This is a genomic window from Streptomyces sp. NPDC001927 (genome assembly GCF_053594455.1).
On sequence record NZ_JBSFEN010000003.1, the window covers coordinates 311,168 to 337,433 of the forward strand.

General features: G+C 72.1%; 25 protein-coding genes and 1 pseudogene. 17 read left to right on the forward strand and 9 right to left on the reverse strand.

The annotated features are described in order from the left end of the window. Positions 1-17 precede the first annotated feature (17 nt). Together ACWCO8_RS08840 and ACWCO8_RS08845 are read left to right on the forward strand one after the other, a co-directional pair. Complete coding sequence (locus ACWCO8_RS08840; RefSeq protein ID WP_451031644.1) at positions 18-704, forward strand: phosphatase PAP2 family protein; 687 nt, start codon at positions 18-20, stop codon at positions 702-704. A 129-nt stretch (positions 705-833) separates the two neighbouring features. After that, positions 834-1,532, forward strand: a complete 699-nt coding sequence (locus ACWCO8_RS08845; RefSeq protein ID WP_451031645.1) for a TetR/AcrR family transcriptional regulator — start codon at positions 834-836, stop codon at positions 1,530-1,532. On the opposite strand, the gene ACWCO8_RS08850 is transcribed toward ACWCO8_RS08845, so the two are convergent. Further along, positions 1,484-3,037 carry an LVIVD repeat-containing protein gene (locus ACWCO8_RS08850; RefSeq protein WP_451031646.1) on the reverse strand — a complete coding sequence of 518 codons (1,554 nt, stop codon included), beginning with the start codon at positions 3,035-3,037 and terminating at the stop codon, positions 1,484-1,486. The genes ACWCO8_RS08845 and ACWCO8_RS08850 overlap by 49 nt on opposite strands. A 185-nt stretch (positions 3,038-3,222) precedes the next feature. On the opposite strand from ACWCO8_RS08850, the gene ACWCO8_RS08855 reads away from it, so the two are divergent. Together ACWCO8_RS08855 and ACWCO8_RS08860 are read left to right on the forward strand one after the other, a co-directional pair. Next, the gene (locus ACWCO8_RS08855) at positions 3,223-3,876 is read left to right on the forward strand and encodes a DUF305 domain-containing protein (RefSeq protein WP_362010225.1); all 654 of its coding nucleotides are present in this window, start codon (positions 3,223-3,225) and stop codon (positions 3,874-3,876) included. Positions 3,877-4,066: 190 nt separating this feature from the next. Further along, complete coding sequence (locus ACWCO8_RS08860) at positions 4,067-5,434, forward strand: FAD-dependent oxidoreductase (RefSeq protein ID WP_451031647.1); 1,368 nt, start codon at positions 4,067-4,069, stop codon at positions 5,432-5,434. On the opposite strand, the gene ACWCO8_RS08865 is transcribed toward ACWCO8_RS08860, so the two are convergent. Next, positions 5,431-5,784, reverse strand: a complete 354-nt coding sequence (locus tag ACWCO8_RS08865) for an ArsR/SmtB family transcription factor (protein WP_451031648.1) — start codon at positions 5,782-5,784, stop codon at positions 5,431-5,433. The genes ACWCO8_RS08860 and ACWCO8_RS08865 overlap by 4 nt on opposite strands. 132 nt (positions 5,785-5,916) lie before the next feature. Here ACWCO8_RS08865 and ACWCO8_RS08870 point away from each other — a divergent pair, with 132 nt between their 5' ends. The 7 genes and pseudogenes from ACWCO8_RS08870 (at position 5,917) to ACWCO8_RS08900 (ending at position 11,184) form a co-directional block, all read left to right on the forward strand. Next, positions 5,917-6,999, forward strand: coding sequence for an NADH:flavin oxidoreductase/NADH oxidase (locus ACWCO8_RS08870; protein ID WP_451031649.1), 1,083 nt, complete (start codon positions 5,917-5,919; stop codon positions 6,997-6,999). Between the two features lie 149 nt (positions 7,000-7,148). Beyond that, entirely contained in the window at positions 7,149-8,234 is a 1,086-nt protein-coding gene (locus ACWCO8_RS08875; protein WP_451031650.1) for a WD40/YVTN/BNR-like repeat-containing protein, read from the forward strand. A 94-nt stretch (positions 8,235-8,328) separates the two neighbouring features. After that, entirely contained in the window at positions 8,329-8,655 is a 327-nt protein-coding gene (locus ACWCO8_RS08880) for a PadR family transcriptional regulator (RefSeq protein WP_451031651.1), read from the forward strand. Then, positions 8,652-9,008, forward strand: a pseudogene (locus ACWCO8_RS08885) (DUF1048 domain-containing protein). Before ACWCO8_RS08880 ends, ACWCO8_RS08885 begins: the two are co-directional and overlap by 4 nt. A 1-nt stretch (position 9,009) precedes the next feature. After that, a complete protein-coding gene (locus tag ACWCO8_RS08890) occupies positions 9,010-9,336 on the forward strand; it encodes a DUF1048 domain-containing protein (protein WP_451031652.1) in 327 nt (108 codons plus the stop codon). Between the two features lie 76 nt (positions 9,337-9,412). Then, on the forward strand, positions 9,413-10,396 hold the full coding sequence (locus ACWCO8_RS08895) for an ATP-binding cassette domain-containing protein (protein WP_451031919.1): 984 nt from the start codon (positions 9,413-9,415) through the stop codon (positions 10,394-10,396). Continuing rightward, entirely contained in the window at positions 10,393-11,184 is a 792-nt protein-coding gene (locus ACWCO8_RS08900) for an ABC transporter permease (RefSeq protein ID WP_451031653.1), read from the forward strand. The genes ACWCO8_RS08895 and ACWCO8_RS08900 overlap by 4 nt, the downstream gene beginning before the upstream one ends. 26 nt (positions 11,185-11,210) lie before the next feature. Here ACWCO8_RS08900 and ACWCO8_RS08905 read toward each other — a convergent pair whose 3' ends face one another. Both ACWCO8_RS08905 and ACWCO8_RS08910 read right to left on the reverse strand, forming a co-directional pair. Then, positions 11,211-11,774, reverse strand: a complete 564-nt coding sequence (locus ACWCO8_RS08905) for a dihydrofolate reductase family protein (RefSeq protein ID WP_451031654.1) — start codon at positions 11,772-11,774, stop codon at positions 11,211-11,213. Positions 11,775-12,060: 286 nt separating this feature from the next. After that, positions 12,061-12,723 (reverse strand): uracil-DNA glycosylase, encoded by a 663-nt coding sequence (locus ACWCO8_RS08910; protein ID WP_451031920.1) that lies wholly within the window; start codon positions 12,721-12,723, stop codon positions 12,061-12,063. Positions 12,724-12,929: 206 nt separating this feature from the next. Here ACWCO8_RS08910 and ACWCO8_RS08915 point away from each other — a divergent pair, with 206 nt between their 5' ends. Both ACWCO8_RS08915 and ACWCO8_RS08920 read left to right on the forward strand, forming a co-directional pair. Beyond that, entirely contained in the window at positions 12,930-13,907 is a 978-nt protein-coding gene (locus ACWCO8_RS08915; protein WP_451031655.1) for an N-acetylglucosamine kinase, read from the forward strand. 87 nt (positions 13,908-13,994) lie between these two features. Beyond that, positions 13,995-14,918, forward strand: coding sequence for a sirohydrochlorin chelatase (locus tag ACWCO8_RS08920; RefSeq protein WP_362010190.1), 924 nt, complete (start codon positions 13,995-13,997; stop codon positions 14,916-14,918). A gap of 104 nt (positions 14,919-15,022) precedes the next feature. On the opposite strand, the gene ACWCO8_RS08925 is transcribed toward ACWCO8_RS08920, so the two are convergent. Both ACWCO8_RS08925 and ACWCO8_RS08930 read right to left on the reverse strand, forming a co-directional pair. Next, positions 15,023-16,099, reverse strand: a complete 1,077-nt coding sequence (locus ACWCO8_RS08925; RefSeq protein ID WP_451031656.1) for a lactonase family protein — start codon at positions 16,097-16,099, stop codon at positions 15,023-15,025. A gap of 124 nt (positions 16,100-16,223) precedes the next feature. Beyond that, the gene (locus ACWCO8_RS08930) at positions 16,224-17,732 is read right to left on the reverse strand and encodes an FUSC family protein (RefSeq protein WP_451031921.1); all 1,509 of its coding nucleotides are present in this window, start codon (positions 17,730-17,732) and stop codon (positions 16,224-16,226) included. A gap of 308 nt (positions 17,733-18,040) precedes the next feature. On the opposite strand from ACWCO8_RS08930, the gene ACWCO8_RS08935 reads away from it, so the two are divergent. Both ACWCO8_RS08935 and ACWCO8_RS08940 read left to right on the forward strand, forming a co-directional pair. Next, positions 18,041-18,523: an Lrp/AsnC family transcriptional regulator gene (locus tag ACWCO8_RS08935; RefSeq protein ID WP_451031657.1), complete on the forward strand. Its 483-nt coding sequence runs from the start codon at positions 18,041-18,043 to the stop codon at positions 18,521-18,523. Between the two features lie 74 nt (positions 18,524-18,597). Next, positions 18,598-19,296: an HAD family hydrolase gene (locus ACWCO8_RS08940; RefSeq protein ID WP_451031658.1), complete on the forward strand. Its 699-nt coding sequence runs from the start codon at positions 18,598-18,600 to the stop codon at positions 19,294-19,296. Positions 19,297-19,315: 19 nt separating this feature from the next. Here ACWCO8_RS08940 and ACWCO8_RS08945 read toward each other — a convergent pair whose 3' ends face one another. The 3 genes from ACWCO8_RS08945 to ACWCO8_RS08955 all read right to left on the reverse strand — a co-directional run bounded on the left by ACWCO8_RS08945 (position 19,316) and on the right by ACWCO8_RS08955 (position 23,850). Then, a complete protein-coding gene (locus ACWCO8_RS08945; RefSeq protein WP_451031659.1) occupies positions 19,316-20,107 on the reverse strand; it encodes a hypothetical protein in 792 nt (263 codons plus the stop codon). Positions 20,108-20,266: 159 nt separating this feature from the next. After that, positions 20,267-22,720 carry an endo-beta-N-acetylglucosaminidase gene (locus ACWCO8_RS08950; protein ID WP_451031660.1) on the reverse strand — a complete coding sequence of 818 codons (2,454 nt, stop codon included), beginning with the start codon at positions 22,718-22,720 and terminating at the stop codon, positions 20,267-20,269. Positions 22,721-22,830: 110 nt separating this feature from the next. Beyond that, on the reverse strand, positions 22,831-23,850 hold the full coding sequence (locus ACWCO8_RS08955; RefSeq protein WP_451031661.1) for a LacI family DNA-binding transcriptional regulator: 1,020 nt from the start codon (positions 23,848-23,850) through the stop codon (positions 22,831-22,833). A gap of 169 nt (positions 23,851-24,019) precedes the next feature. Between ACWCO8_RS08955 and ACWCO8_RS08960 the strand changes: the two genes are divergently transcribed. Continuing rightward, the gene (locus ACWCO8_RS08960; RefSeq protein ID WP_451031662.1) at positions 24,020-25,306 is read left to right on the forward strand and encodes an ABC transporter substrate-binding protein; all 1,287 of its coding nucleotides are present in this window, start codon (positions 24,020-24,022) and stop codon (positions 25,304-25,306) included. 85 nt (positions 25,307-25,391) lie between these two features. After that, positions 25,392-26,264, forward strand: coding sequence for a carbohydrate ABC transporter permease (locus ACWCO8_RS08965; RefSeq protein WP_362010168.1), 873 nt, complete (start codon positions 25,392-25,394; stop codon positions 26,262-26,264). The last annotated feature ends 2 nt before the right edge of the window (positions 26,265-26,266 follow it).

The following is a 26,266-nucleotide window of genomic DNA, read 5'->3' on the forward strand; positions in this document are numbered from 1 at the left end:
TCGGGGAAGATCGACCCATGCGCTCCTCCGCCGTGGTCTCCGGTGCTCTGCTCGTGGTGCTGCTCGTGCTGGTGGGGGTCGGGTGGTCGCCGCTGCTCTCCCTGGACCGGTCGGTCGCGGAGTCGCTGCACCGCAGCGCCGTCGCCGAGCCCGGGCTCACCCGGCTCAACCGGATCCTGAGCGACTGGGTCTGGGATCCCTGGACGATGCGCCTTCTGGTCGTCGTCGCGGCGCTGGTGCTGTGGTGGCGGCGCGAGCGGTGGCTCGCGCTCTGGCTGGCCGGCTCGCTCCTGGTGGCGGCGGGCGTGCAGCAGGGGCTGAAGGCGGCGGTCGGCCGGGAGCGGCCCGTGTGGCCGGATCCGGTCGACTCGGCGCAGTACGCGGCCTTCCCCTCCGGGCACGCGACGACGGCCACGGTGGGCTGTGGGCTGCTGCTCTGGGTGCTCGCCCTGCACTGGCGCGATTCCTGGCGCGGCTGGAGCGTGCTCGTGGTGACGGCCCTGGTCTCCGTGGCCGGCGCGGGGTGGACCCGGCTCTATCTGGGCGTGCACTGGCCGTCGGACGTCGTCGCGGGCTGGCTGCTGGGCTGGTGTGTGGTGGTTGTGGCGATCGTCACGTACCGCCGCTACGGCCCGGACGGCCGAAAAAGAGGGCGGCCGGAATCATCGGGCCCGAACCGGAGCAGAATGGGAGAAACGACGTGAAGCCGCCTGTTCTGGACGATCCCCCGCGTCGCCCAGAACAGACGGCCAACCCGCTGACCAGCCACGAAGGCGCGACAGCAGGCTGCGCTGAGTATATTGGCTGCGAGCCAGTCAACGCAGGAGTCAAGCATGTCCCCGCGTAGCCCATCGGTCAATGAAGAGCTTCGGCGACGCTCTCGGGAGCGACTGCTCCAGGCCACCGTCGAGGTCGTGTCGGAGCGCGGCTACGAGGCGACGACGCTGGGCGACATCGCCGAGCGCGCGGGTTCGGCCCGGGGGCTGATCTCGTACTACTTCCCTGGCAAACGCCAGCTGCTGCAGTCGGCGGTGCACCGGCTGATGCACCTCACGCTGGAGGAGGCGCTGGAGCGGGAGCCGCGCACGGAGGACGGGCGGGAGCGGATGGCGCGGGCCATCGACGCGATCCTGGGGCTCGCCGTGGACCGCCCGGTGCTGATGCGGACGCACATGGCGGGGATCCTGCAGGCCGAGGGGTTCGTGCAGTGTCCGGAGCAGCAGCGGCTCGCGTTCCTGCTGCGCGACACGGTGACCCGGTACGGCTCGGCGAACGTCGACGCGGACTATCCGCTGCTGCGGGCGCTGCTGATGGGCGCGGTGGTGGCGGTGCTGCTGCCGGGGGCGCCGATGCCGGTGGCGCGGCTGCGGGCGGAGCTGTTCCAGCGGTACGGGCTCGACTGGGAGCAGGGCATGCCGCCGGACGGGGGTCCGCCCGACGGCATGCCGTTCACCGCCCCGGTGTCACCGGAGCGGGTGCCGCGTCAGTCCCTGTCCCCGTGCCCCCAGCCGCCGTCGAAGTCGTCGAAGTAGTCCGGCTGCGTCTGGACGTTGAGCTCGTCCATCCGGATCCGCTTCGCCTCGTCCGTGCGACGGTCGTCGAGCTTCAGCACGTCGAAGCCCTTGACCAGGTCGTTCGAGTAGATGTAGCCGTTGTAGTAGTACGCCGACCAGGAGCCGCCGCCGACCAGCGTGTCCGCGGAGATCGGGCCGCGCTCGAAGTACGCGATCTCCTTGGGCTTGCGGGAGTCGGTGAAGTCCCAGACGGAGACGCCGCCCTGGTACCAGGCCTGGACCATGATGTCCTTGCCCTTGACCGGGATCAGCGAGCCGTTGTGGGCGACGCAGTTCTCGGTGTCTGCCTGGTGGCGGGGGATCTTGAAGTAGCTGCGGAAGACGAGCTTGCTCTTCTTGCCCTTGCCGACGATGTCGTAGATGCCGTCGGCACCCCGGTTCGGGCCCACGGCCTCGTTGCAGGTGGCCGCGCCGCCGCCGCCGAGCTCGTCGGTGAAGACGACCTTGTTGGCCTTCTGGTTGAAGGTCGCGGAGTGCCAGAACGCGAAGTTGACGTTGTCCTGGACCTGGTCGATGACCTTCGGCCGCTCGGGGTCCTTGATGTCGAAGATGATGCCGTCGCCCATGCAGGCGCCGGCCGCGATGTCCTTGCCGGGCAGCACGGTGATGTCGTGGCAGCCGGTGGTCTTGGAGACGCCCGGGTTGGTCGGGCCACCCGGGTTGCCGCCGCCGTCCGGACCCTCACCGGGGAACAGGACGGGGAAGGAGACGATCGCCGACTTCTCCGGCGCCTTGCGGGGCACCTTGATGACCGTGATGCCGTCGTGCGGCGGCTGGCAGTCGGGGAAGGCGGAGTTGGGCGAGTACGAGGAGACGTAGACGTACACGTCCCTCTTCTTGGGCACCAGCGTGTGGGTGTGCGAGCCGCACGCGGTCTCGACGGCCGCGACGTACCTCGGGTTGCGGATGTCGCTGATGTCGAAGATCTTCATGCCCTCCCAGGAGGACTTCTCCGTGGCCGGCTGGCTGACGCTGGCACAGGAGTTGTCGCTGCGGGAGGAGTCGGTGGACAGGAAGACGAGGTTGCCGGAGACGGAGATGTCGTTCTGCGATCCGGGACACAGGACCTGGGCGACCGTCTTCGGGGCGCGCGGGTTGCTGATGTCGAAGATCCGGAAGCCGTCGTAGTTGCCCGCGAAGGCGTACTTGCCCTGGAACGCGAGGTCGGAGCCGGTGCCCTTGAGCGCGTCCTTGGGGATGTTCACGAGGTGCTGGATGTTGGCGCTGTGGACGATCTCGTCCACGCCGGGTATCTCGCCGCTCTGGATGGCCGACCGCGCCTCGGCCGCGGTCTCCGAGGAGACCGTGGACCGCGCGGTGGCGTCACCCGGGTCGGGCGTGGCGGCCGCGGGGCCGGCCGCGAGCAGGCTGACCAGCAGTCCGGCCGCGGCGGTCGCCACACCCAGGCCTCTGATCCGAGCGCGCGGGGTACGCGTGATGCGCGTCGTACGCAACGAAGTCACTCCGTCCTCCCTTGTGTCCGTTCGCAGTTGAACGGTTGATGGACCCCGGCAGTATCGTCCTTAGCGTGCACATCTCAACAGATGGCAACACACATGTAATGAAGGTTTTTGATCAACGACCCGTGGAAGCGTGCTAGGAACGGTCCCCCCGGCCCTCTCCCCCGGAACCACCTCTGGAGGTCGTCTTGTTGAACCGCCGCCGCATCCGCGGAGCCGTCGCCGTGGCGCTGAGCGCCGTCGCCGTGCTCGCCCTGGCCGCCTGCGACTCGGAGCCCGGCGGGGACACGCCGCAGAGCAAGGGCTCCTCGGAGCCGGCGGTCGTGGCACCGGGGAAGCCCGGTGAGCCGGCGCGACGGATATCCCCCGCCGAGGCCTCCAAGCTGCTGCCCGACGACAAGCCCAACGCGGCGGACTTCAGTTACGCGCAGATGATGATCGTCCACCACCGGCAGGCGCTGACGATGACCGCGCTCGTCCCGGAGCGGGCGGCGTCGGACCAGGTCAAGAAGTTGGCGGAGCGGATCACGGCGGCGCAGCAGCCGGAGATCGGCGCGATGGAGGGCTGGCTGAAGAACAACGGCGGCCCGCGCGACCAGGGCGGTCACGACCACCACACGATGCCGGGGATGGCGACCGAGGCTCAGTTGGCGCAGTTGAAGAAGGCGAAGGGCGCGGCCTTCGACGAGCTGTTCCTGAAGCTGATGATGACCCACCACGAGGGCGCGGTGACGATGGCCGCGGAGGTGCTCGGCAACGGGAACAACGTGCTCGTGGAGGAGATGGCGAACGACGTGATCGCGCAGCAGTCGGCCGAGATCAACCGGATGCGGAAGATGTAGCGCGACGCGGGTCCGCAGACGGGCGGGTTGGGTCCGCAGAGGCCCGGCTCGGGTCCCCGAGGCCCTGCTCGGGTCCGCCGAGGCCCCGTTCCGGGCCTCGGGTCCCGTCGCGCACCTCCCCTCCGGGGGCTTCCGGTGGGATGCTGGAAGCCTCTCGGCGGGCATCCCCGCGGCGGGAAGGAGTACGGACGTGCTTCGAGTCGCTGTCGTCGGTTCCGGGCCCAGCGGGGTCTACACGGCCCAGTCGCTGGTCCAGCAGTCGGTGGTGCCCGGGGTGCGGGTCGACGTCCTGGACCGGCTGCCCTGCCCGTACGGCCTGGTCCGCTACGGGGTCGCGCCCGACCACGAGAAGATCAAGTCGCTCCAGCAGAACCTGCGCGCGGTCCTGGAGGACGAGCGGATCGCCTTCGTCGGGGACGTCGAGGTCGGCGCGCGGGGGCTGACCCCGGCCCGGCTCCTGGAGCTGTACCACGCGGTCGTGTACTGCGTGGGCGCGGCGCGGGACCGCCGGCTCGGCGTGCCGGGCGAGGACCTGGCGGGCAGCTGGTCGGCGACGGACTTCGTCTCCTGGTACAGCGCGCACCCCGACGCGGTGACCGACGGCTTCGCCGGGGCCGGAACCGGTCTGGACGGCCGCTCGGCGGTCGTGATCGGCGTCGGCAACGTGGCCGTCGACGTCACCCGGATCCTGGCCCGCGGAGCGGACGAGCTGCGGCACACGGACGTGCCCGAGGGCGCGCTGCGGGCGCTGGAGGCCAGCCGGGTGCGCGAGGTGCACATGGTGGGCCGACGCGGCCCCGGGCAGGCCAAGTTCACGACGAAGGAGCTGCGGGAGCTGGGCGGGCTGCCGGGCGCGCGGGTGCGGGTGGATCCGGCGGACCTGGCCCTGGACCCCGCGTACGCCGACCCGACGGGGCTGCCCGCCGTGAACCGGCGGAACGTGGAGGTCGTCCGCGGCTGGGCGGCCGACGGCGCGGGGTCCGACGCGCCGCGAGGGATCCATCTGAGGTTCTTCCTGCGGCCGGTGGAACTGCTCGGCGAGAACGGGCGGGTGGCCGCGGTCCGCTTCGAGCGGACCGAACCGGACGGCGCCGGAGGCGTGCGGGGCACGGGCGCGTACGAGGAGATCGAGGCGCAGTTGGTGCTGCGGGCTGTCGGGTACAAGGGGGTCCCGTTGTCCGGGCTGCCCTTCGACGAGTCCCGGGGCACGGTCCCGAACGAGGCGGGCCGGGTGCTGCGCGACGGCGTCCCGTCGCTCGGCGAGTACGTGGCCGGCTGGATCAAGCGGGGGCCGACGGGCGTCATCGGTACGAACCGCCCCTGCGCGAAGGAGACGGTGGCCTCGCTGCTCGCCGACGCGGCGGTCCTGACCGACCGGCGGCTCACGGGCGACCCGCTCGACGCGCTGCGGGCGCTGGGCCACGAGCCGGTGGCCTGGCGGGGCTGGCTCTCCATCGAAAGCGCGGAATCCGCCCTGGGCCGGTCGCTCGGCCGCGGCCGGGTCAAGATCCCCGACTGGGCGGGGCTGCGGGAGGCGGCGGGCAGGGATGGCTCCTAGGTCCTGGGCTCCCGGGCGGCCTGGGCGTCCGCCGCGCGCAGGACGCTGTCGAGGAGACCGGGGAAGAGCGTGTCGAGGTCGTCCCGGCGCAGGGCGTTCAGCTTGGCGGTGCCCCGGTAGACCTGCTCGATGACGCCGGCCTCGCGCAGCACCCGGAAGTGGTGCGTACGCGTCGACTTCGTGACCGGGAGTTCGAAGAACGAGCAGCTCACCTCGGCGCCGTCCGCCTGCGCCATGTCGCTGACGATCCGCAGCCGTACCGCGTCCGAGAGCGCGTGCAGCACACCCTCCAGGCGTATCTCGTCCCGCGTGGGGTGGTCCAGGACCCGGGGCTTGGTCGCGGTTGTCACGGCGGCTCCACTTCATCCGGAAGCCGCCATTGTACGATAATCCTCGTAGTTTGACAGTCGCCGTACTACGACGGCTATCGTACGAAGACCCCCGGGAGGCCATCCGCAAGGCCCCCGCCAGAGGAGTCCGTCATGAGCGTCGCCCTGTTCGAGCCCTACACCCTGCGGTCGCTGACCATCCCGAACCGGGTGTGGATGGCCCCCATGGACCAGTACTCGGCGGAGGCGTCGGGCCCGAACGCGGGCGTGCCGAACGACTGGCACTTCGCCCACTACGCCTCCCGCGCCACCGGCGGAACGGGCCTGATCCTCGTCGAGGCGACGGCCGTCTCCCCCGAGGCCCGGATCAGCCCCGCCGACCTCGGCATCTGGAACGACACCCAGGCGGAGGCGCTGGGCCGGATCGCCCGCTTCCTCAAGGAGCACGGCACGGTGCCGGGCATCCAGCTCGGGCACGGCGGCCGCAAGGCGTCCACCAAGCGCCCCTGGGAGGGCCGTGGACCGGTCGGCCCCGGCGAGCACGGCTGGCAGCCGGTCGGCCCGAGCCCGCTCCCGTTCGCCGAGGACCACCCCGTACCGACCGAGCTGACGGCGGAGCGGATCGCGGAGATCCCGGGGCAGTTCGCGGAGGCGGCGCGCCGCGCACGCGGCGCCGGCTTCGAGGTCGTCGAGGTGCACGGCGCCCACGGGTACCTGATCAGCAGCTTCCTCTCGCCGTACGCCAACCGCCGCACCGACGCCTACGGCGGCTCCTTCGAGAACCGCACCCGCCTCGCCCTCGAGGTCGTGGACGCCATCCGGGGCGCGTGGCCCGAGGAGCTGCCGGTCTTCTTCAAGATCTCGGCCACCGACTGGCTGGAGGAGCAGGGCTGGACCGGCGACGACACCGTCCGCTTCGCGCGCCTGCTGCACGAGCACGGCGTCGACCTCCTGGACGTCTCCAGCGGCGGCAACGGAGGCCCGGCGAGCATCCCCGTCGGCCCCGGCTACCAGGTGCCCTTCGCCGCCCGGGTGAAGGCCGAGACGGGCCTTCCGGTCGCCGCCGTGGGGCTCATCACGGAGAGCGGGCAGGCGGAGAAGATCGTCGCCAACGGCGAGGCGGACGCCGTCCTGCTCGGGCGGGAGCTGCTGCGCGACGCGTCCTGGGCCCGCAGGGCGGCACGCGAGCTGGGCGCGAGCACGCACGCGCCGACGCAGTACGCCTGGGCGATCTGAGACCGGGCCTCAGCAGGGACCGAAGCAGGGTCCCGCCGGTTCACGGAACACGCCTCCCACCTGGGGAGACGCCGCCGCGGGCGCCACTGTCGGTGGTCGGGTGCAGACTGGCCCGTATCCGCGACAACGGCGTCCTGGAGGTGTCGGCCATGCCCGACGTAGTCCTGACCGTAGGTACCCGCAAAGGCCTGTTCATCGGCCGACGACGCGCCGGCCGGTGGGAGTTCGACGATCCCCACTTCAACGCGCAGGCGATCTACTCGGTCGCCATCGACACCCGCCGCTCCACGCCGCGGCTGCTCGTGGGCGGCGACAGCGCGCACTGGGGTCCGTCCGTCTTCCACTCCGACGACCTCGGCTCCACCTGGACCGAGCCGGCGAAGCCGGCCGTGAAGTTCCCCCAGGACACGGGCGCTTCCCTGGAGCGCGTCTGGCAGCTGCACCCGGCGCCCGCGCACTCCCCGGACGTCGTCTACGCCGGGACGGAGCCCGCCGCCCTGTTCAGGTCCGAGGACGGCGGGGAGTCGTTCGAGCTGGTCCGTCCGCTCTGGGAGCACCCCACCCGGTCCCGCTGGGTCCCCGGCGGAGGCGGCGAGGCCGTGCACACCGTCGTGACCGACCGGCGCGATCCGGCCGCCGTGACGGTCGCGGTGTCGACGGCCGGGGTGTTCCGGTCCCGGGACGGCGGCGCGAGCTGGGACCCTGCCAACCACGGGGTGTCCGCGGTCTTCCTGCCCGACCCCGACCCGGAGTTCGGGCAGTGCGTGCACAAGATCGCGCAGGACGCGGGCGACCTGGACCGGCTCTATCTGCAGAACCACTGGGGGGTGTTCCGCAGCGACGACGCGGGTGGCAAGTGGACGGACATCGGCTCCGGACTGCCCTCCGACTTCGGCTTCACCGTCGCCGCGCACCCCCATCGGGCCGATGTGGCCTATGTGTTCCCCATCAACGCCGACTCCGACCGCGTGCCCGCCGGCCACCGCTGCCGCGTCTACCGTACGAGCGACGCCGGCGCGACCTGGGAGCCGCTCAGCACCGGCCTTCCCGAGGGCGACCACTACGGCACGGTGCTGCGCGACGCGATGTGCACGGACGACGGGGACCCCGCGGGCGTCTACTTCGGCAACCGCAACGGCGAGCTGTACGCGAGCGCGGACGACGGCGACACCTGGCAGCTCCTCGCCGAGCACCTGCCGGACGTCCTGTGCGTACGGGCGGCGGTCATCGACTGAGGGGCCGCTGAGCCCTGGCAGCCTCCACTACTCGGTGATACCGTATAGTGGTACTCGGTGGTACGCAGTACTGATGCGACCGAGGAGGTTCGCCATGGACGACCTGACGGAGATGCTCAAGGGCACGCTCGAAGGGTGCGTGCTCGAAATCGTCAACACCGAAGAAACCTACGGGTACGCCATCACGCGTCAGCTGAACGAGCTCGGCTTCACCGATGTCGTCGAGGGGACGGTCTACACCATCCTGCTGCGACTGGAGCGGAACGGGCTCGTCCAGGTGACGAAGCGACCGTCCGGGGTCGGTCCGCCGCGCAAGTTCTACGCGCTCAACGACGCCGGACGCGAGGAACTGGCGAAGTTCTGGACGAAGTGGAGTTACGTCTCATCACGCATCGACAGGCTCAAGGAGGGCGGCCGATGAACTTCTGGGAGACCATCACAGGCAGCGATCTCACCCGGGAATGGAAGGCGTTCGAGGCCCGGGCCGAGGCCCTGCCGGACGACTACCGGGCGGCATGAGAAGAGATCAAGGGCCACCTCCTCCCCCACGGGAGCTTCACCGGCCGCAACCTGATGCCGATCCTCGACGCGGCCCTGGGCCTGCTCGAAGAGACCGCGGCGGACGGGCAGAGCGTCCACGAGGTCCTCGGCGACGACATCCGAGGCTTCTCCACGGCGCTGGCCGGCGGAGAAGGGGCGCGCACCTACCGCGACCGGTGGCGCGAGCAGCTGAACAGGAACGTCGCGAGGAAACTGAGCCGGCTGGGAGGCTGACATGGGCATCCAGGACATTGTCGAAGGCAAGAAGCAGTGGCGGGCGCACATGGCTCGGGTCAAGGCGCTGCCGCCGGACTACCAGATCGTCTACAAGGAGATGCAGAAGTACTTCTTCAAGGTCGGACCGGTCAACCTGCCCGACGGGCCCCTGCTCCCCGGGATCGTCGACTTCTTCGAGGAGGGCGCCGCCTCGGGCAAGGGCGTCCTGGAACTCATCGGCACGGACGTCGCCGCCTTCTGTGACGGCCTGGTCGCGGACTCACGCACCAACGCGGACGTCTACCAGGAGTCCCTCGGCGAGGAGTCCGGCACGGCCGGCAAGTAGCACCCGTCACCTCCCCGCACTCCCCTTTGTCTTCAGCTTCTGAAAGGAAGTCACCATGCCTTCATTTGGCATGCCCATGCCCAGACTGGGGGACGACGGTCACCCGTCGTCGACCGCCGTCTCCGCCGTCGGGCTCCGTAAGTCGTACGGCGACAAGCTCGTCCTCGACGGAATCGATCTGCGCATCCCGGCCGGGTCCGTGTTCGCGCTGCTCGGCCCGAACGGCGCTGGCAAGACCACCGTCGTGAAGGTCCTCTCCACACTCATCACCGCCGACGCCGGCGAGCTGCACGTCGGCGGGTACGACCTGGCCGCAGAGCCGCAGGCGGTCCGTGCCGCGATCGGTGTCACCGGGCAGTTCTCCGCCGTCGACGGTCTGATCACCGGCGAGGAGAACATGCTCCTCATGGCGGACCTGCACCACCTGTCCAAGCGCGAGGGACGGCGCGTTGCCGCCGAACTCCTGGAGCGCTTCGACCTCGTGGAGGCCGCGAAGAAGCCCGCCTCCACCTACTCGGGCGGTATGAAGCGCCGGCTCGACCTCGCGATGACGCTGGTCGGCAGCCCGCGGATCATCTTCCTCGACGAGCCGACGACCGGCCTCGACCCGCGCTCCCGGCACAACATGTGGGGCATCATCCGCACCCTCGTCGCCGACGGTGTGACGGTCTTCCTCACCACCCAGTACCTGGAGGAGGCCGACGAACTCGCGGACCGCATCGCCGTGTTGAACGACGGCAGGATCGCCGCCGAAGGCACCGCCGAAGAGCTCAAGCGGATCGTCCCCGGCGGGCACATCCGGCTCCGCTTCACCGACCCGGTCGCATACCAGTCCGCCGCCGACACCCTGCGCGAGGTGACCCGGAACGACGAGGCGCTGTCGCTGACCCTCCCCAGCGACGGCAGCCAGCGCGAACTGCGCTCCCTTCTCGACTGGCTGGATTCCACCGGCATCGAGGCGGACGAGCTGACCGTCCACACCCCCGACCTCGACGACGTGTTCTTCGCCCTGACCGGCCCGGCCGACGTCCCCCACCAGACCCAGGAGAACGCCCGATGAGCTCCCTCACGCTCGCTGTACGCGACTCGAACACGATGCTGCGCCGCAATCTGCTGCACGCCCGGCGCTATCCGTCGGGAACGCTGAACCTGCTGCTCACGCCGATCATGATGCTGCTGCTCTTCGTCTACATCTTCGGCGACGTGATGAGCGCGGGCATCGGCGGCAGTGGCGCCGACCGCTCCGACTACATCGCCTACATCGTCCCGGGCCTGCTCCTGATGACCGTCGGCAGCACCGTGATCGGGGCCGCGGTGTACGTCTCCATGGACATGACCGAGGGCCTCGTCGCCCGCTTCCGCACGATGGCGGTCTACCGTCCTTCGGTCCTCATCGGGCACGTCGTCGGCGGCGTGCTGCAGTCCGTCATGAGCGTGGTCCTCGTCGGCGCCGTCGGCGTGGCCATCGGCTTCCGCTCCACGGACGCCACCGTCGTGGAGTGGCTGGCGGCGTTCGGGCTCGTCACGCTCTTCGCCCTGGCGCTGACCTGGATCGCGGTCGGCATGGGCCTGGCCAGCCCGAACCCCGAGGCGGCGAGCAACATGGCCATGCCGCTGATCCTGCTCCCCCTCATCTCCAGCGCCTTCATCCCGGCCGCCACCATGCCGGGCTGGTTCCAGCCGATCGCCGAGTACCAGCCCTTCACGCCCGCGATCGAGACCCTGCGCGGCCTGCTGCTCGGCACGGGGATCGGGAACAACGGCTGGATCGCCGTCGCCTGGTGCCTCGGCCTGACCGCGCTCGGCTACCGCTGGTCGACGGCGCAGTTCAACCGCGACCCGAAGTAGGCCGGCGCGCTCGGTGGACGAGCCGGCTAACGCACCACGCGGTAGCGGAGGTAGACGAACTTCTCGTTGAAGGTGCGGGTCTCGACGAGTTCGAGATCCACCCGGCGTTCGTGCCGGGGAAAGAACGGAATGCCGCCGCCGACCAGGACCGGGTGGACGATTACCCGGTACTCGTCGATCAGATCCGCCGCGGCCGCGTCGACGGCGAGCGTCGCGCCGCCGATCGCGATCTCGCCCTCGCCCGGTTCGGCCCGCAACCGCTCGATCTCCTCCGCCAGGCTGCCGGAGGCGAGGCGGGCCCGGCCCTGCACCTCCGTCAGCGTCCTGGAGAAGACCACCTTCGGGAGCGGGTTCCAGATCTCGATCCACTCGCGCTCCGCCTCGCCGAGTGAGGGGTCCTCGGCGGCGGTCTCCCAGTAGAGCATCGTCTCGTACAGCCGGCGCCCCAGCAGGTGGACGCCGACCTTGCGCGTCTCGTCGATCCAGAAGCGGAAGACTTCCGCGTCGGGGGCCGTCCAGTCGAAGCCGCCGTCCGGCCCGACGATGTAGCCGTCGAGCGAGACGCCCATGGCATAGGTCACGCTGCGCATCAGAAGCCCTCCTCGGAACCGGTTTCGCAGTATGACCGCCGGACACCGCGGGACTCATCGCGACGCGCGGGCGGGCGCGTCCCGAAGCCCGCTAGGGGGTGTCTCGTCGATCAGGCCGGATCAGGGAGCGGCGTCTGGTGCCGTGCATCGCAAGGCGGAGGAGGGCGTCAACGCGGTGGGGGCACCTCCCGTGCCCGAAGGGCTACGGGGGAGTTGGCAACCGACGACAACGCGGCGAGGCACGGTGCCAGGCGACGCGAGCCCGGCATGATCGACGAGACACCCCCTACGGCAGGCGCCAGTCCACCGGCTGGGCGCCCATCCGCTCCAGGTGCTCGTTGGTGCGGCTGAACGGGCGCGAGCCGAAGAAGCCGCGGTCCGCCGACATCGGCGACGGGTGAGCGGACTCGATCGCCGGCAGATCGTTCAGCAGAGGACGCAGGTTGCGCGCGTCGCGTCCCCACAGGATCGAGACCAGCGGCTTACCGCGGGCGACGAGCGCCTTGATGGCCTGCTCCGTGACCGCCTCCCAGCCCTTGCCGCGGTGGGCCGCCGGCTTGCGGGGCGCCGTCGTCAGCGCCCTGTTGAGCAGCAGGACGCCCTGCTGGGTCCACGGCGTCAGATCGCCGTTGGACGGGCGGGGCAGGCCCAGGTCGGTGTGCAGCTCCCGGTAGATGTTCTCCAGGCTGCCCGGCAGCGACCGCACGTCGGGCGAGACGGCGAAGCTGTGCCCGATCGCCATTCCCGGTGTCGGGTAAGGGTCCTGGCCGACGATGAGTACACGCACCCCGTCGAAGGGCTGCTGGAACGCGCGCAGGATGTGCGGGCCGGCCGGGAGGTAGGTGCGACCGGCCGCGATCTCCGCGCGCAGGAAGTCGCCCATGGCGGCGATCTGCCCTGCCACCGGCTTCAGCGCGTCGGCCCAGCCGGGCTCCACAAGTTCGTTCAATGTCTGAGCTGCCACAACACGTCACTCTAGTGGCGCACACCGACATCTCCCGAACCCGGCAACGACCGCCCACCCCCTCCGCGTTCTCGTTCGAAGCGCGCTCCCTGAACGCGCCCTCCCGGGTAGCCTGCCGTCGTCACTTCCCCCTCTTCCCGGAGCCGGTTCATGAGGTCACGCAGGCGTTCGTCCGTCGACCGGCGGCTCCCGTGACGGCCGGCTCCGAAGGCCTGGTCGTCGGGGTCGACTCGGGCGGCTCCGGGCTGCGGATCGCCCTCGTGCGCGCCTCGGACGGGCGGGCCGTGGAGACCGTCACGTCCCGTGAGCCGGTGCGGACCGGCCCCGGCGGGATCGAGGCGGCCCATCTGCTCGGGCAGCTGCTGCCCGCCGTCGCGTCGCTGCGCGAGCGCGCCGGGTCCGGGCCCGTCGTCGCCGTGGCCGTCGGCGCCGCCGGGATGGCGACGCTCGGCGAGGAGCTGCGGGCCGTTCTGCCCGGCGCGCTGCGGGAGGCCCTGGGCGTACGGTCCCTCGCGCTCGCGGCCGACGCCGTCACCGCCTACGCCGGGGCGCTCGGGCAGCGGCCCGGTGCGGTCGTCGCGGGCGGCACCGGCCTCATCGCCCTCGGTACGGACCTCAAGACCTGGCGCCGGGCCGACGGCTGGGGCCACCTCCTCGGCGACTGCGGCAGCGGCGCCTGGATCGGCAGGGAAGGCCTGGAGGCGGCGATGCGCGCGTACGACGGGCGGCGGGGCGGCTCGGCCGCGCTGCTCGCCCGCGCGGAAGCCCGGTTCGGCCCGGCCGCCGGGCTGCCGGCCGCGCTGTACCCGCGGACCGACCGGCCCGCCGTGCTCGCCTCGTTCGCCCCGGACGTGGCCGGCTGCGCCACCGAAGGCGACCCGGTCGCGGCCGACGTCCTGCGGCGGGCCGCCGCGCACGTGGCCGAGGCGGCGGCCGCCGTGTGCCCGGCCCCGGGTGCGTACGAAGTGGCCCTGACCGGTGGCCTGTTCAAACTCGGCGACCCTCTCCTCGTACCGCTCCGGGCCGAGCTGGCCGGACAACTGCCGCACGCCCGGCAGACGTCGGCGGCCGGGGATCCGCTCGACGGCGCCCTCGCGCTGGCGGCGGCGCTGGCCACGGACGCGCTACGGCTGCCCGTGGAGCCGAAGTTGTTGCATGTGACCACGTAAGTCACGCTTCGGACAAAGGGGGACAGATAACGCTCAGCCGCACCTCACCGCACTGCGCGGCGGGCAAAACCAGTAGCATGCGGCCGCATGAGCTCCCCCACTGGGCCCGCTTCCGGCCTGCCTGTACGAATGCCGCGACCCCGCCAGCCTGGACGGCACCGTCGCCCCGAACCCGCGGCGGCGCCCGAGGGCGCTCCCACCCTGGTCCTCGCCGTCCCCGGCGCCCCGTCGGCCGCCATACGCTCGCTGGCCGAAGAGGTCGTGAGCATCGCCCGTTCCGAGCTGCCCGGCCTGGAGGCCGCGATCGGCTACCTGGACGGTGACGACGCCGAGTACCCCACTCTCGGAAGCGTCCTCGCGCGCGCCGAGACCGTGCGCACCGAGCGGTACCAGCTGGCCGTGGCCGCCGGCCGTGAGGTCAGCGCCCCCGAGGGCGCGGCCGCCGTCGTCGTGCCGCTGCTCGCCGGTCCCGACAGCGCCCTGATGCGCCGGATCCGCCAGGCCGTGATGGACAGTGGCAACGTCGCCGAGCTGACGGACGTCCTCGGTCCGCACCCGCTGCTCGCCGAGGCCCTGCACGTGCGCCTGTCGGAGGCCGGTCTGGCCCGCGCCGACCGCGCGCGGCTCTTCACGGTCGCCACGGCCGCCGACGGCATCGTGCTCGCCACGGTCGGCGGCGAGGAGGCCGTCCAGGCCGCCGGCATCACCGGCATGCTCCTCGCCGCGCGCCTGGCCGTCCCGGTGATGGCCGCCGCGCTCGACCAGGAGGGTTCGATCACCGCGATCGCCGAGCAGCTGCGCGGCTCCGGCTCGGAGCAGCTCGCCCTCGCCCCGTACCTGATCGGCCCCGAGCTGGCCGAGGGCCTGCTCGACGCGGCCGCCAAGGAGGCGGGCTGCGCCGCCGCCGAGCCGCTGGGCGCGTACCCGGCGATCGGCAAGCTGGTGCTCTCGCAGTACACGGCCGCGCTGGGCATCGCCCCGCAGCAGCCGCAGGGCGCCCCCACGCACTGAACGGCAGCACACGCAGGAATGGCCGAGGGCCCGCACCGGACGCGTTCCGGCGCGGGCCCTCGGCCGTCGTACGGCCCGGTCGGGCGGCGGGTCGGGCGTCCGGGTCAGGCGAAGACCACGCAGGAGGCCGCCGGGGCCTCGACGGAGCCCGCGCGGTGCGGGATGCCCGTCTCCGGGTCCACGTCGAACCAGGTCACGTCGCCGGAGCGCTCGTTGGCCGCGTAGAGCCGCCGCCCGGACGGGTCGAGGATCAGGTCGCGCGGCCAGCGTCCGCCGCAGTCCACGGCGGTACGGAACTCGGCCCGCTCTCCGCTCGGGTCGAGGGCGAGGACGGCGAGGGTGTCGTCGCCACGCACGGCGGCCCAGAGGAAGCGGCCGTCGGGGGCGACGACGACCTCGGAGGGGTAGCTCGGCCCGGGAGTCCCGGCGGGGACGACGGGGGCCTCCCCGAGCGGCTCCAGGGTGCCCGCCTCCCCGTCCCAGCGGCAGACCGTGACGGTGGGCTCCAGCTCGTTCAGGACGTAGGCGTGGGTGCCCGCCGGGTGGAAGGCCAGGTGGCGCGGGCCTGTGCCCGGCTTGAGCGCGGCCTCGCCGTGCGGCCGCAGCGCGCCGGAGACGGGGTCGAGGGCGTAGATCCGTACGGAGTCGGTGCCGAGGTCCACCGCGGTCGCCCAGCGCCCGCCGGGGGCCGCCAGGACCTGGTGGGCGTGCGAGCCGCTCTGGCGGTCGACGACGGGCCCCGAGCCCTCGTGCCGTACGACGTCGGTGGCGGCGCCCAGGGAGCCGTCCGCCGCGATCGGCAGGGCCGTGACGCTGCCGGAGGTGTAGTTGGCGGTGAGGACATGGCCCCGGGTGACGGCGAGGTGCGTGGGGGCGGCGCCGCGCACGGGCGCGGGCGCGCCGAGCGGCCGGGGTACGGCCCCGGAGACGTCGAAGGCGGCCGCGGCGCCCTCCTCGGTCTCGGAGACGGCGTAGAGGACGAGACCCTTGCCCTGGTCCTGGCCCCGGTCCGCGAGGGCGAGGTAGGACGGGTCGGGGAGCGCGTCCGTCGCGCCGGTGACGGTCAGGGCGCCGGTCTCCGGGTCCACGTCGGCGGCGAGGATGCCCCGGCCCCCCGCCGAGGTGAACGACCCGATGAAGGCCCGTCCCCGTACCGGTTCACGCGCGTCCGTACCGCCCATGGCGTCTCCCCTCTCCACCGGGGCGGTCGGCCGACGGCCCCGTCGTCGGGGCTGACGTTAGCAGGCGGTCTAGACCAACTTGGATCAAGAGGCTTGGGTCAAGGAGCTTGAGACGGGGCTTCGGTCAGGCGGCCGGGACGAGTGGGGCGCTCGGCGCCGTGCGCAGGGGCGCGGCCAGTTCGACCAGGGCCCGCTCCAGGCCGTGGAGGTGGCCGAGGGCGGCTTCGGCGCCCGGGTGGCCGGCCATCGGCGGGGCCGTGGGCTCCTCGGCGGTCGAACGGCGCGCGGGGTGGGCCGGCGGGACGAGGGCGTGGACGGCCGCCTCGACGCGCCAGGAGGCGGCGGCGAGCCGGGCGTCGTGCGAGGCGTCCGGGTCGGCGGCGACCGCCGAGAGGCCCCGGATCTCGCGAGCGCAGTCGTCGAGCAGGTCCAGGACCCGGCGGGCGCGGGCCTTGCGGGCCCGCAGCGGGCTCAGCGGGTGGACCAGCGGCGCGAGCGACAGCCGGACCCGGCCGATCAGCACCTCGAGCTGGGCGGCGTGCGGCGCGGGGTCGGCCTCCGGGTCGCCGGCGAGGCGGCGCGCGGCGGCCGTGGTGCAGGCGTGCACGCAGGTCACGGCCCGCTCGATCCAGGCGTTGGTGGCGGCGTGCGTGGTCACCGGCAGCAGGGCCACGCCGACGGCCGCGCCCAGCGCGCCGACCGCGGTCTCCTCGAAGCGCAGGACCAGCAGGCCCGGGTGGAGCACACCGAGGAGCCCGTAGAGGAGACCGGCCATGACGGTCACGAAGAACATCATCCAGCTGTACGAGAGCGCTGCCGTGTAGAAGATCCCGAAGACGCAGACGGCCACCAGGGCGGCCGTCGGGGCGGGCGCGCCGGCCAGCGGGATCGCGATCAGGAAGCCGGCGGCGATGCCGGTGACCGTACCGACGACCCGGCGGAAGCCGCGGACCAGGGTCTCGCCGCGCGAGGCGGTGTTGACGAAGATCCACCAGGCGGTGCCGACGGCCCAGTACCAGCGCTCGTGCGAGATGAACTGGCCGGCCGCGAGCGCGACCGCGCAGGCGGCGGTCGCCTGGAACGCCTGCCGGGTGGTGGGCCGGGCGAGCCCCCTGCCGGGCAGCGGGGCGGGCGCGGCGGGCGGCGGGACGCGCCGCTCGATGCACCAGGCCACGAACCGGACCGCGCCCGCGGCCGCGAGGGCCAGGCCCACCGCCGCGTACAGCTCCGGCAGCTGCGCGGGCAGCGCGTGCAGGAACTGGGTGACGAAGAACATCATGAACGCGAAGATGCCGAGCGCGTGCCCGCGCGGGCCCCAGCGGCGCGCGTAGACGCCGGCGAAGACCACGAGCAGCCAGGACGCGTCGCGCAGCAGCGGAGTGCTGTGCAGGGCGGTCGCGAGGGCGAGGACGGGGAAGCCGACGGCGGGGAGCAGGGCGGTCGTCACGGCCTGGCGGCGCACGGTGGGGTCGCCGACGGTGAAGAGCGCGAGCAGGGCGGCGAGGCCGCCCGTGATCGAAGCCGTGAGGGAGAGTCCGCAGAGTTCGGCGGCGGCGACCGCGAGGGCGATGCCGAGGACGGCGCGCGAGGAGACGCGCAGCCGGACGCGGCCCGGATCGGGGGCCACGAACATGAGCCTGACCAGCCGGCGGCCGGCGGCCCGGCCCTTCTTCACGACGGTCGTTCCGCCCCCGCTGCCGTACACACACCCTCTTCGCGTCATCTCGTGCCCCGGCCTGCTTGTGGCGGCCCCTGGACATGGGAAAGGCGCCGCGGTCCGGTTCCGGCCTCGTCGCCGGTCCGGCGCGTGCGGCGCCATCAGTTCACTCTGTACCCCGAGGAAAACACCTGGTCACCCACTGGCTCAACCGGCACGCCGAACACTGGGCCATTGGTACAGTCGACGGGCGTGGAAATCGGCCAGGAGGGAGCCAACGGACCATGGCGGTGGACGAGCTCGACACGCGGATCCTGCGGCTCCTGATCGAGCAGCCGCGCACCAGCGTGCGCGAGTACGCACGGATCCTCGGAGTGGCCCGGGGCACGGTGCAGGCCCGGATCGACCGGCTCGAGCGGGACGGCGTGATCACGGCGACCGGCCCCGTCCTCTCCCCCGCCGCGCTCGGCCACCCCGTGCTCGCGTTCGTCCACATCGAGGTGACCCAGGGGCATCTGGACGAGGTCGGCGACGCGCTCGCCGCCGTGCCGGAGATCGTCGAGGCGTTCTCGATCACCGGCGGCGGGGATCTGCTGACCCGGGTGGTGGCCCGGGACAACGGGCACCTGGAGGACGTGATCCAGCGGCTGATCCAGCTGCCGGGCGTCGTCAGGACGCGTACGGAGATGGCGCTGCGCGAGCGGGTGGCGCACCGGCTCCTGCCGCTGGTGGAGTCGGTCGGGCGGGGGTCGTCCCGTAAGGGATGACGGGGTTCGCCGGGTCGGGGACCAGGGACTTTCGGTCCTGGGGGCGGCGTGCGCGGGTTGAGATGCTTGACCGTATGAGCACCTCTCCGACTGCGGTCGTCTTCGATCTCGACGGAACGCTGGTGGACAGCGAGCCGAACTACTACGAGGCCACCCGGCGGACGCTCACGGCCTTCGCCGGCGACACGGACTTCGACTGGGAGCGGCACACCGCCTTCATCGGGATCGGGACGCTGGAGTCGCTGGAGATCCTGGGCGCCCACTACGGCATCGAGGCGCCGGTCGAGGAGCTGCTCGACGCCACGAACCGGTCCTATCTGGCGCTGGCGCGCGCCTCGACCCCGGTCTATCCGGAGATGCGGACGCTCGTGGAGCGGCTGTACGCGACGGGGACACCGATGGCGGTGGCCTCCGGTTCGTCCCGTGCCGCGATCGAGGCGGTCCTGACGGGGACCGGCCTGGACGCGTTCCTGACGACGCTGGTCTCGGCGGAGGAGGTCGAGCGCGGCAAGCCGGAGCCCGATGTCTTCCTGGAGGCCGCGCGGCGGCTCGGCGTGGCACCGGAGCGGTGCGTGGTGTTCGAGGACGCGGCGCCGGGTGCGCTCGCGGCGCGGGCGGCGGGCATGCGGTGCGTGGCGCTGCCGTACGTGGCGGCGACGGCGGACGACCCCGCGTTCCTGGCGGCCGATCTGCTCTTCCGGGGCGGTCAGGCGGAGTTCACGGCGGGGGCGGCGCTGCGCCTGCTCAAGCTGGAATCGGTCGAGCCCGCCTGACGGCGGGAAGCCTCCCGCCTCAGCCGCCGGCCAGCGGGCCGGGCTGACCCTGCGCAGGGAGGCCCGGCTCGTCCGCGGTGGACCGCAGGAGCCGGAGGAACGCCTTCAGCCCGGCGATGATCTCCTCGTTGTCGGTGAGGCGGTTGACCGTGGCCTCGAACTCCCGCGCCAGGGCGGCGATCCTGCGGTCGGTGTCGTCGGCGCGCCGGTGCGCGGAGAGGCCCGACGCGTCGACCGTGCGCCGCAGTTCGGCCAGGGCGCGGTACTGCTCCTCCGCCTTGCCCTCCAGGACCTGGGCGCCGCTCTCGAGACGATCCACCCGCGCGCGCAGCTCGACCACGTCGTCGCGGGGGTACGTGACGTCCCGGAGCAGCACCCCGAGGCGGCGGCGCAGCTGCGCGAACCACGCGCCCGCCGGACGGAAGAAGGTGCTCAGGACGAAGAGGCCGGCGAACCACCAGCCCGCCGCGCGCCCGGTCGCGAGCGTGCCGAGGACCACGGCGACGGCGCTCAGGAGATGGCCGGCGACCGCGACCCGCAGCATGAGCCGGGCGATCCGGGAGGCCTCGGCGTCCCGTTCCTTGGAGACCGTGAGGCCCTTCTCGCGGCTGAGCGCGATCTCGGCCCGAACGGCGTGGGCCCGGAAGTACAAGTTCCAGGGGGCGGTGAGGAGCAGCAGGAGCCACAGCAGCCCCAGGACGCCCGCTCCGACCCCCAGGACCAGGCCGGGCGGCGCTCCGACCGCGTAGGCCACGACCAGCGCAAGGACGGCCGCCCCCGCGACCACGAACGCGCCCACGACCTTGCTCATGCCGCCCCCACTCCGAGCTCACCGAGTTCCGGTCATCGTCCCGCTCCGGTCGGCGGCCGGCATGAGTACGGGTACTCACCTCGGCGTCACGCCCAGGAGGCGGCATTGCCCCGGTACGCGCGGCGGCGCACCGGGGCAAGGAACACGTCGGAGCGCCCGTCAGGACCCCCAGGCCTCCAGCTCGTAGATCCGTGCGGCGGGGTCCGTGCTCTGGGTGGGGCGGGTGATGTCCAGACGTACGTAGCGTGCCGTCCTGCCCACCGGGTGCGTGGTGGTGGCCGCCGTGTTGCCGGTGACGTTCGCGACGGTCGTCCAGGGGTCGGCGGTGGAGCCGCGGACCTGGAGGGTGAAGTCCCGGGTGTTCCAGGCCGCGTTCTCGCCGCCGGCCGCCGCGTGCTTCACCGTGAGGCGGTCGAGCGTGCGGGCGGCGCCGAGGTCGACCTCCAGCCACTTCGCGGCGGTGGTCGTGCACCACTTGTCGGTGGTGCCTCCGGAGACGGTGCCGTTGACCGCCTTGGCCGGGGTCTCGTTGCCGTTGCACTGGCCGGACGCGGTCGCCGGGCGGCCCAGGGCGAGGTTGGACTCCGTACCGCCCGTCGACCAGGCGACCGTGGTCGTGGCGGCGGGTGAGCGGCCGTATTCGGTGGAGACGGCCTCCACGTCGAGGGTCGTCGACGTCTCCGTACCCGCACGGTCGAGCCGGGGGACGAAGAGGGCGTCGTTGGGGGTGGCGCCGAGGTACGTACGGGTGGAGTCGGCGTTGCGCCGGTAGACCTCGTAGTGGTGGACGGAGCCCGAGGCGGAGGGCGTCCAGGCCAGGCGGAGGGACTTGGCGGTGGCGCTCAGGTCGGTGACGCCGAGCACGGTGACGCCGGTCGGGGCGGCGGCGGAGTCCACGGCACCGTCGTGGACCGCGAGTTGGCCGACGCGGATGTCGTACGAGGGGACGGACCCTGCGGCCTCCAGGCCGATCTGGGCGATGGTCCGGCCGGCGAAGGCGGAGAGGTCGAGGGTCTTGCGCTCCCAGCCGGTGGTGGCGGTCGAGCCGAGGTCGAGGGTGGTGAAGGTGGTCGGCGCGTCGGTGAAGGAGACGGCCGCCTTCAGCCGGGTGGGGCCGGCCGCCGGGGTCTTCAGGACCACGGACAGCTTGGTGTCGGCGGCGACCGGCAGCCTCGTCTGGTAGAGCCGCACGGTGTTCACCGCGTCGAGGGTGCCCGTGAGCCGCAGCGAGGAGCCGCCCTCGTAGGCGTCGGTGAAGTCGATGGTCGGGCTGAGCTTCGAGCCGGTGGAGGTGACCAGCCAGCGGTAGGTGGGCGGCACGTCCTGGAGGGAGAGGTTGTTCCAGCCCGTGGAGGAGACGCGGACGCCCCCGGAGTTGTAGAAGTCGCCCTGGCCCGCGCCGAAGGAGGTGACGAACGGCTTGGCGGTGACGGCCGAGGACTCGGGGATGTAGTGCGCGAGCCCCTTCCAGGCCGAGGTCGTGGTCGTGTTCGACGGGTCGCCGTTGGCGCCGTCCCAGTAACGGGCCTCGCGGGCATGGGAGTCGGCCCGGCCGCTGGACGAGGTGAAGGTCCATTCGGGGCGGTAGATGCCGAGCGACGTCACGTGCGGCTGTCCGGCGGGGAAGACCGAGGCCCACGGGACGGAGGTGTTGGAGCCGTTCGCCTCGGTGTCGATGCCCGAGTACAGCTCGTACTCGCTGCGGCCCAGACTGCGCGCGAGCGTACGGGAGTTGCTCAGGCCTGAGGCGCTCCAGCCGAAGTCGAGGAACATCGAGTCGGAGGTCCGCTGCGAACCCTCCTGCAGGAACGAGTCGTTGGCGGAGGTGAGCGAGTCCTGCCAGCTCACCGCGCCCGACTCGGTCATCGCGTCGTACCACATGAACTCGACGGGGCCGAGGGAGCGGGCGTACCGCATTTCGTTGCGGAGCTCGGTGGCGAGGGCCGCGTCGCCGCCCGCCGTCTCCTGGTTGATGAACCAGCCGTCGAAGCCGTAGTGCTGGGCGACTTGGGCGAGCTTGTCGGCGACGGGGTAGGTGGAGCCGGACTTCTGGGCGAAGTCGCGGACCCACTGGATCTGGCCGCCATAGGCGGTGGGCGGGAAGAAGACGGTGCCGTAGACCTTGACGCCGTTGCGGTGGGCGGCGTCGATGACGGTCGCGTTCGGGGCGAGGATCAGGCCCTCGCTCGCGGAGCCGCCCCAGAAGACCAGCTTGTCGATGTACTGCCAGTGGCCGAAGGCGTAGTAGTGCGGGTTGGTGGAGCCCTGTGAGGGGTTGTTCGAGGTCGGGCCGAAGGAGACCAGCGAGGCGATCTTCCCCTCTCCCGCGCGGGCGTTGGCGTTGGCCTTCAGGGCCGGGTCGGAGACGCGGGGCTTCAGCGGGACGCGGGAGCGGTTGAACCGCGCGTCGGGGTCGGTGGCGGGGTCCCAGTTCAGGATCGTGTTGGGGTGCCAGTACGAGGCGTAGGGCTGGTCGCCGGCGGCGGCCGGGGCGGCCGCGGAGGCAGGCGCGGGGGTAGGCGCGGCGTGGGCCGCGGGCGGTGCGAGGGGCGCGAGGCCGAGCAGGGCGGCGAAGAGCGCCGCGGCCGTCAGCAGGGGCAGGTGTCGTCTCATCCGGTTCTCCGGTCCAGCGGGAGGGGTGGGGGTGCTGGGCGTACGGAAGTGCGGCGGTACGAGCGTGCGGTGCTTCGAGGCCGGAGGCTAAACGGCTTTAGTCGAACGGGTCAAGGGGCGGGCGGCGCCGTGGACTCACGGACGGTGAGGCGCGGTGTCGGGTTCTTGACGTCCCGCGCCGAGGCCGGGTCGTCGACAACCGCGAGGAGTTCCCGCGCGACCTGCTCGCCGAGGGCGAAGGTGTCGCGGGAGAGCGCGGTGAGGGAGGGGTGGACGATGCGGGCGAGGGCGGAGTCGTCGAAGGAGACGAGGGAGAGCTCGCCAGGGACGGCCACACCCATCTCGGTGGCCACGCCGAGCCCGGCGACGGCCATCACGTCGCTGTCGTAGATGATCGCCGTCGGCCGCTGCGGCCGGGCGAGCAGGGCCCGGGTGGCGGCGGCGCCCTCGGCGTCGCTGAAGTCCGTCGGCAGCGAGACGGCCTCGGTGAGGCCGAGCCGCCGGGCGCTGTCCCGTACGGCCCGGATGCGGCGCTGGGTGTGCTGGAAGGCGGGGAGCCCGGCCAGGTGCGCGATACGGCGGTGGCCGAGGGCGGCGAGGTAGTCGACGATCGACACCATCGCCTCGCGGTCGTCGGCCCAGACGCTGGGCAGGCTGCCGTGCCGGCCGGGGCCGCCGAGGACGGTCGTGGGCACGCCGAGCTCTTCGAGGACGGGGATCCGGGGGTCGCGGACCTGGAGGTCGACCAGGACGAAGCCGTCGACGCGGTGCTCGGAGGTCCAGCGCCGGTAGACCTCGATCTCGGCGGCCGTGTCCTCGACGACCAGCAGGTTGAGCGCCGTGCCGCGGGTGGAGAGTCCGGCCTGCAGTCCGCTGAGCAGCTGGCTGAAAAAGGGTTCGAGACCGATGGTCCGCGCGGGGCGGGCCAGGACGAGGCCGACCGCGCCGGCCCGCGCTCCGCCGAGGGCGCGCGCGGCGCTGTGCGGGCGCCAGTTCATCTCCTCCGCGACCCGCAGGATGCGGGCGCGCGTCGTGTCGCTCACCCCCGGGCGACCGTTGAGCGCGAAGGACACGGCGCCCTTGGACACCCCGGCCCGGCGGGCGATGTCGGCGATCGTCGGTCTGGCCACGCGGCGCCCCCTCGGTCTCGCGCACGGCCGGTCTCACCCGATTCCGATGCGCGCGCAGTGTCTTGACAGCGGAGTGTAGCGGGAGCATAGTCCCCCATCGCTAGACCGGTTTAGTAATGCGTTCCGTACGTCCGCACAGTCCGCCAGCACAGACCGGGAGACCCTTCATATGCGAACAAGCAGCCACTGGATACGGCTGGCCGTGGCCGCGGTCGCCGCGGTGACCCTCGCCGGCTGCGGCCTCGGCGACCCGAGCGGCTCGGACGACGCCGGCGGGGGCGGCGGAACCGAGGTCAAGGGCAAGGTCTCCCTCCAGACCTGGGCCCTGAAGCCGAAGTTCACCGCGTACATGGAGGGCGTGATCGACGCCTTCGAGAAGAAGAACCCGGGCGTCGAGGTCGAGTGGCTCGACCAGCCGGGCGACGGCTACTCCGAGAAGGTGCTCAGCCAGGCGGCCGGCGGCACCCTGCCCGATGTCGTCAACCTGCCGCCGGACTTCGCGCTGCCACTGGTGAAGCAGAACATGCTGCTCGACGTGGCGGGCGCCGACCCGAAGTTGGCCGCCGACTACGTCGAGGGCGGCACCGCCGCGTACACCTTCGCCGGCCACCAGGGGACGTACGGCTATCCCTGGTACCTCAACACCGACGTCAACTACTGGAACTCCACGCTGCTCACCCGCTACGGCCTCGACCCGAAGAAGCCGCCGGCCTCCTTGGACGAGCTGATCGCGGCGGCCAGGACGGTGAAGGAGAAGTCGAAGGGCTCGGTCTATCTGATGAGCCGCAAGCCGGGGCTGATGGACTTCGCCAACGCCGGGGTGAAGCTGATGTCCGAGGACGGGAAGAGCTTCACCTTCAACACCCCCGAGGCCGCCGCCCTCCTGGACACCTACCGCGGCGCGTTCAAGGAGGGGCTGCTGCCCAAGGACGTGCTGACGGAGACGTACGCGGGCAACACCAAGCTGTTCTCCTCCGGCACCGCCGCCTGGACCACGGCGGGCGGCAACTACATCACCTCGCTGGCCACGGACAACCCGAGCCTCGCGCCGCAGGTGGTCTCCTCCCCCGCGATGGGCACGCCGCCGCTGTACGTCCAGGGCCTGTCGGTCTCGAAGGCGACCAAGAACCGGGCCACCGCGCTCGCGCTCGCGCGCTGGGTCACCAACGCCGAGAACCAGGCCGCGTTCGCCCACCTCACCAGCATCTTCCCGTCCACCAAGGCCTCCGCCTCGGACCCGTTCTTCAGCAAGAGCGACGGGACGAACGCCGGGGACGCCAAGGTCACCGCGTTCGGCTCGCTGGCGAAGGCCACGATGCTGGAGCCCGTCCAGGCCAACGACGCGATCAAGACGGTGGTCAACCAGCAGATCGCGCTCGCCCTCAACGGCCAGGCCGGTTCGAAGGAAGCCCTGGACACCGCGGTCGAACGCGCCAACCAGCTCCTCAAGGACTGACCACCGGACCGATCACGGAACGAACACCGGACCGCGAGCGGCGCCGACTTCCCCCGGCGCCGCTCCCCCACCCGGAAGGCACCCCATGACCCACCGGCGCTGGTTCACGCCGTGGCTGCTCGCCGCGCCGGCCGTCGTCTGGCTCCTCGTCTTCAACCTGTGGCCCGCGCTCAACACGGTGATCCTGTCGTTCACCAACGCCAAGCCGCTGGGCGGCGGCCGGTTCACCGGTCTCGAGAACTACGAACGCGCCCTGAACGACGAGCAGTTGACCGACGCGCTGATCAACAGCATCGTCTATCTGCTGATCTGCCTGCCCCTGCTGACCCTGCTTCCCCTGCTGCTCGCGCTGCTCGTGGAGAAGAAGCTGCCGGGCATCACCTTCTTCCGTACCGCCTTCTACACCCCGGTGGTCGCCTCCGCCGTCGTGGTCGCCCTGATCTGGGGCTGGCTCCTGGACGACCGCGGGCTCCTCAACGGGATGCTCGGCCAACTCGGCCTCGCGGACCGGCCGGTGGACTTCCTCACCGACCGCTGGCTGCTGCTCTTCAGCGCCATCGCCCTGACCGTGTGGAAGGGCCTCGGCTACTACATGGTCATCTACCTCTCCGCGCTCGGGAACGTCGGCCGTGAGCTGCACGAGGCCGCCGCCGTCGACGGCGCGTCCGCCGTACGCCGCTTCTGGCACGTCACCCTGCCCGGGGTGCGGACCACGATGATGCTCGTCTCCGTCCTCATCTCGGTCTCCGCCCTGCGGGTCTTCTCCGAGCTGTACGTCCTCTCCCACGGCACCGGCGGTCCGGGCGGCCGGGACATGTCGGTGGTCATGCTCATCCAGATGTACAGCCGCGGCTTCTCCGGGCACATCGGCTACGCCTCCGCCCTGAGCCTGCTGCTCTTCGTGATCACCGTCGGCCCGATGCTGCTCCTCGCCCGGCTGAACCGGAAGGCGTCCTGACC

Bases quoted from the DNA above. Each gene is read 5' to 3' on its own strand.
- ACWCO8_RS08840 (WP_451031644.1), top strand. From the start codon at position 18: ATGCGCTCCTCCGCCGTGGTCTCCGGTGCTCTGCTCGTGGTGCTGCTC.
- ACWCO8_RS08845 (WP_451031645.1), top strand. From the start codon at position 834: ATGTCCCCGCGTAGCCCATCGGTCAATGAAGAGCTTCGGCGACGCTCT.
- ACWCO8_RS08870 (WP_451031649.1), top strand. From the start codon at position 5,917: ATGAGCGTCGCCCTGTTCGAGCCCTACACCCTGCGGTCGCTGACCATC.
- ACWCO8_RS08875 (WP_451031650.1), top strand. From the start codon at position 7,149: ATGCCCGACGTAGTCCTGACCGTAGGTACCCGCAAAGGCCTGTTCATC.
- ACWCO8_RS08880 (WP_451031651.1), top strand. From the start codon at position 8,329: ATGGACGACCTGACGGAGATGCTCAAGGGCACGCTCGAAGGGTGCGTG.
- ACWCO8_RS08890 (WP_451031652.1), top strand. From the start codon at position 9,010: ATGGGCATCCAGGACATTGTCGAAGGCAAGAAGCAGTGGCGGGCGCAC.
- ACWCO8_RS08895 (WP_451031919.1), top strand. From the start codon at position 9,413: ATGCCCAGACTGGGGGACGACGGTCACCCGTCGTCGACCGCCGTCTCC.
- ACWCO8_RS08900 (WP_451031653.1), top strand. From the start codon at position 10,393: ATGAGCTCCCTCACGCTCGCTGTACGCGACTCGAACACGATGCTGCGC.
- ACWCO8_RS08905 (WP_451031654.1), bottom strand. From the start codon at position 11,774: ATGCGCAGCGTGACCTATGCCATGGGCGTCTCGCTCGACGGCTACATC.
- ACWCO8_RS08920 (WP_362010190.1), top strand. From the start codon at position 13,995: ATGAGCTCCCCCACTGGGCCCGCTTCCGGCCTGCCTGTACGAATGCCG.
- ACWCO8_RS08925 (WP_451031656.1), bottom strand. From the start codon at position 16,099: ATGGGCGGTACGGACGCGCGTGAACCGGTACGGGGACGGGCCTTCATC.
- ACWCO8_RS08930 (WP_451031921.1), bottom strand. From the start codon at position 17,732: ATGTTCGTGGCCCCCGATCCGGGCCGCGTCCGGCTGCGCGTCTCCTCG.
- ACWCO8_RS08935 (WP_451031657.1), top strand. From the start codon at position 18,041: ATGGCGGTGGACGAGCTCGACACGCGGATCCTGCGGCTCCTGATCGAG.
- ACWCO8_RS08940 (WP_451031658.1), top strand. From the start codon at position 18,598: ATGAGCACCTCTCCGACTGCGGTCGTCTTCGATCTCGACGGAACGCTG.
- ACWCO8_RS08945 (WP_451031659.1), bottom strand. From the start codon at position 20,107: ATGAGCAAGGTCGTGGGCGCGTTCGTGGTCGCGGGGGCGGCCGTCCTT.
- ACWCO8_RS08950 (WP_451031660.1), bottom strand. From the start codon at position 22,720: ATGAGACGACACCTGCCCCTGCTGACGGCCGCGGCGCTCTTCGCCGCC.
- ACWCO8_RS08960 (WP_451031662.1), top strand. From the start codon at position 24,020: ATGCGAACAAGCAGCCACTGGATACGGCTGGCCGTGGCCGCGGTCGCC.
- ACWCO8_RS08965 (WP_362010168.1), top strand. From the start codon at position 25,392: ATGACCCACCGGCGCTGGTTCACGCCGTGGCTGCTCGCCGCGCCGGCC.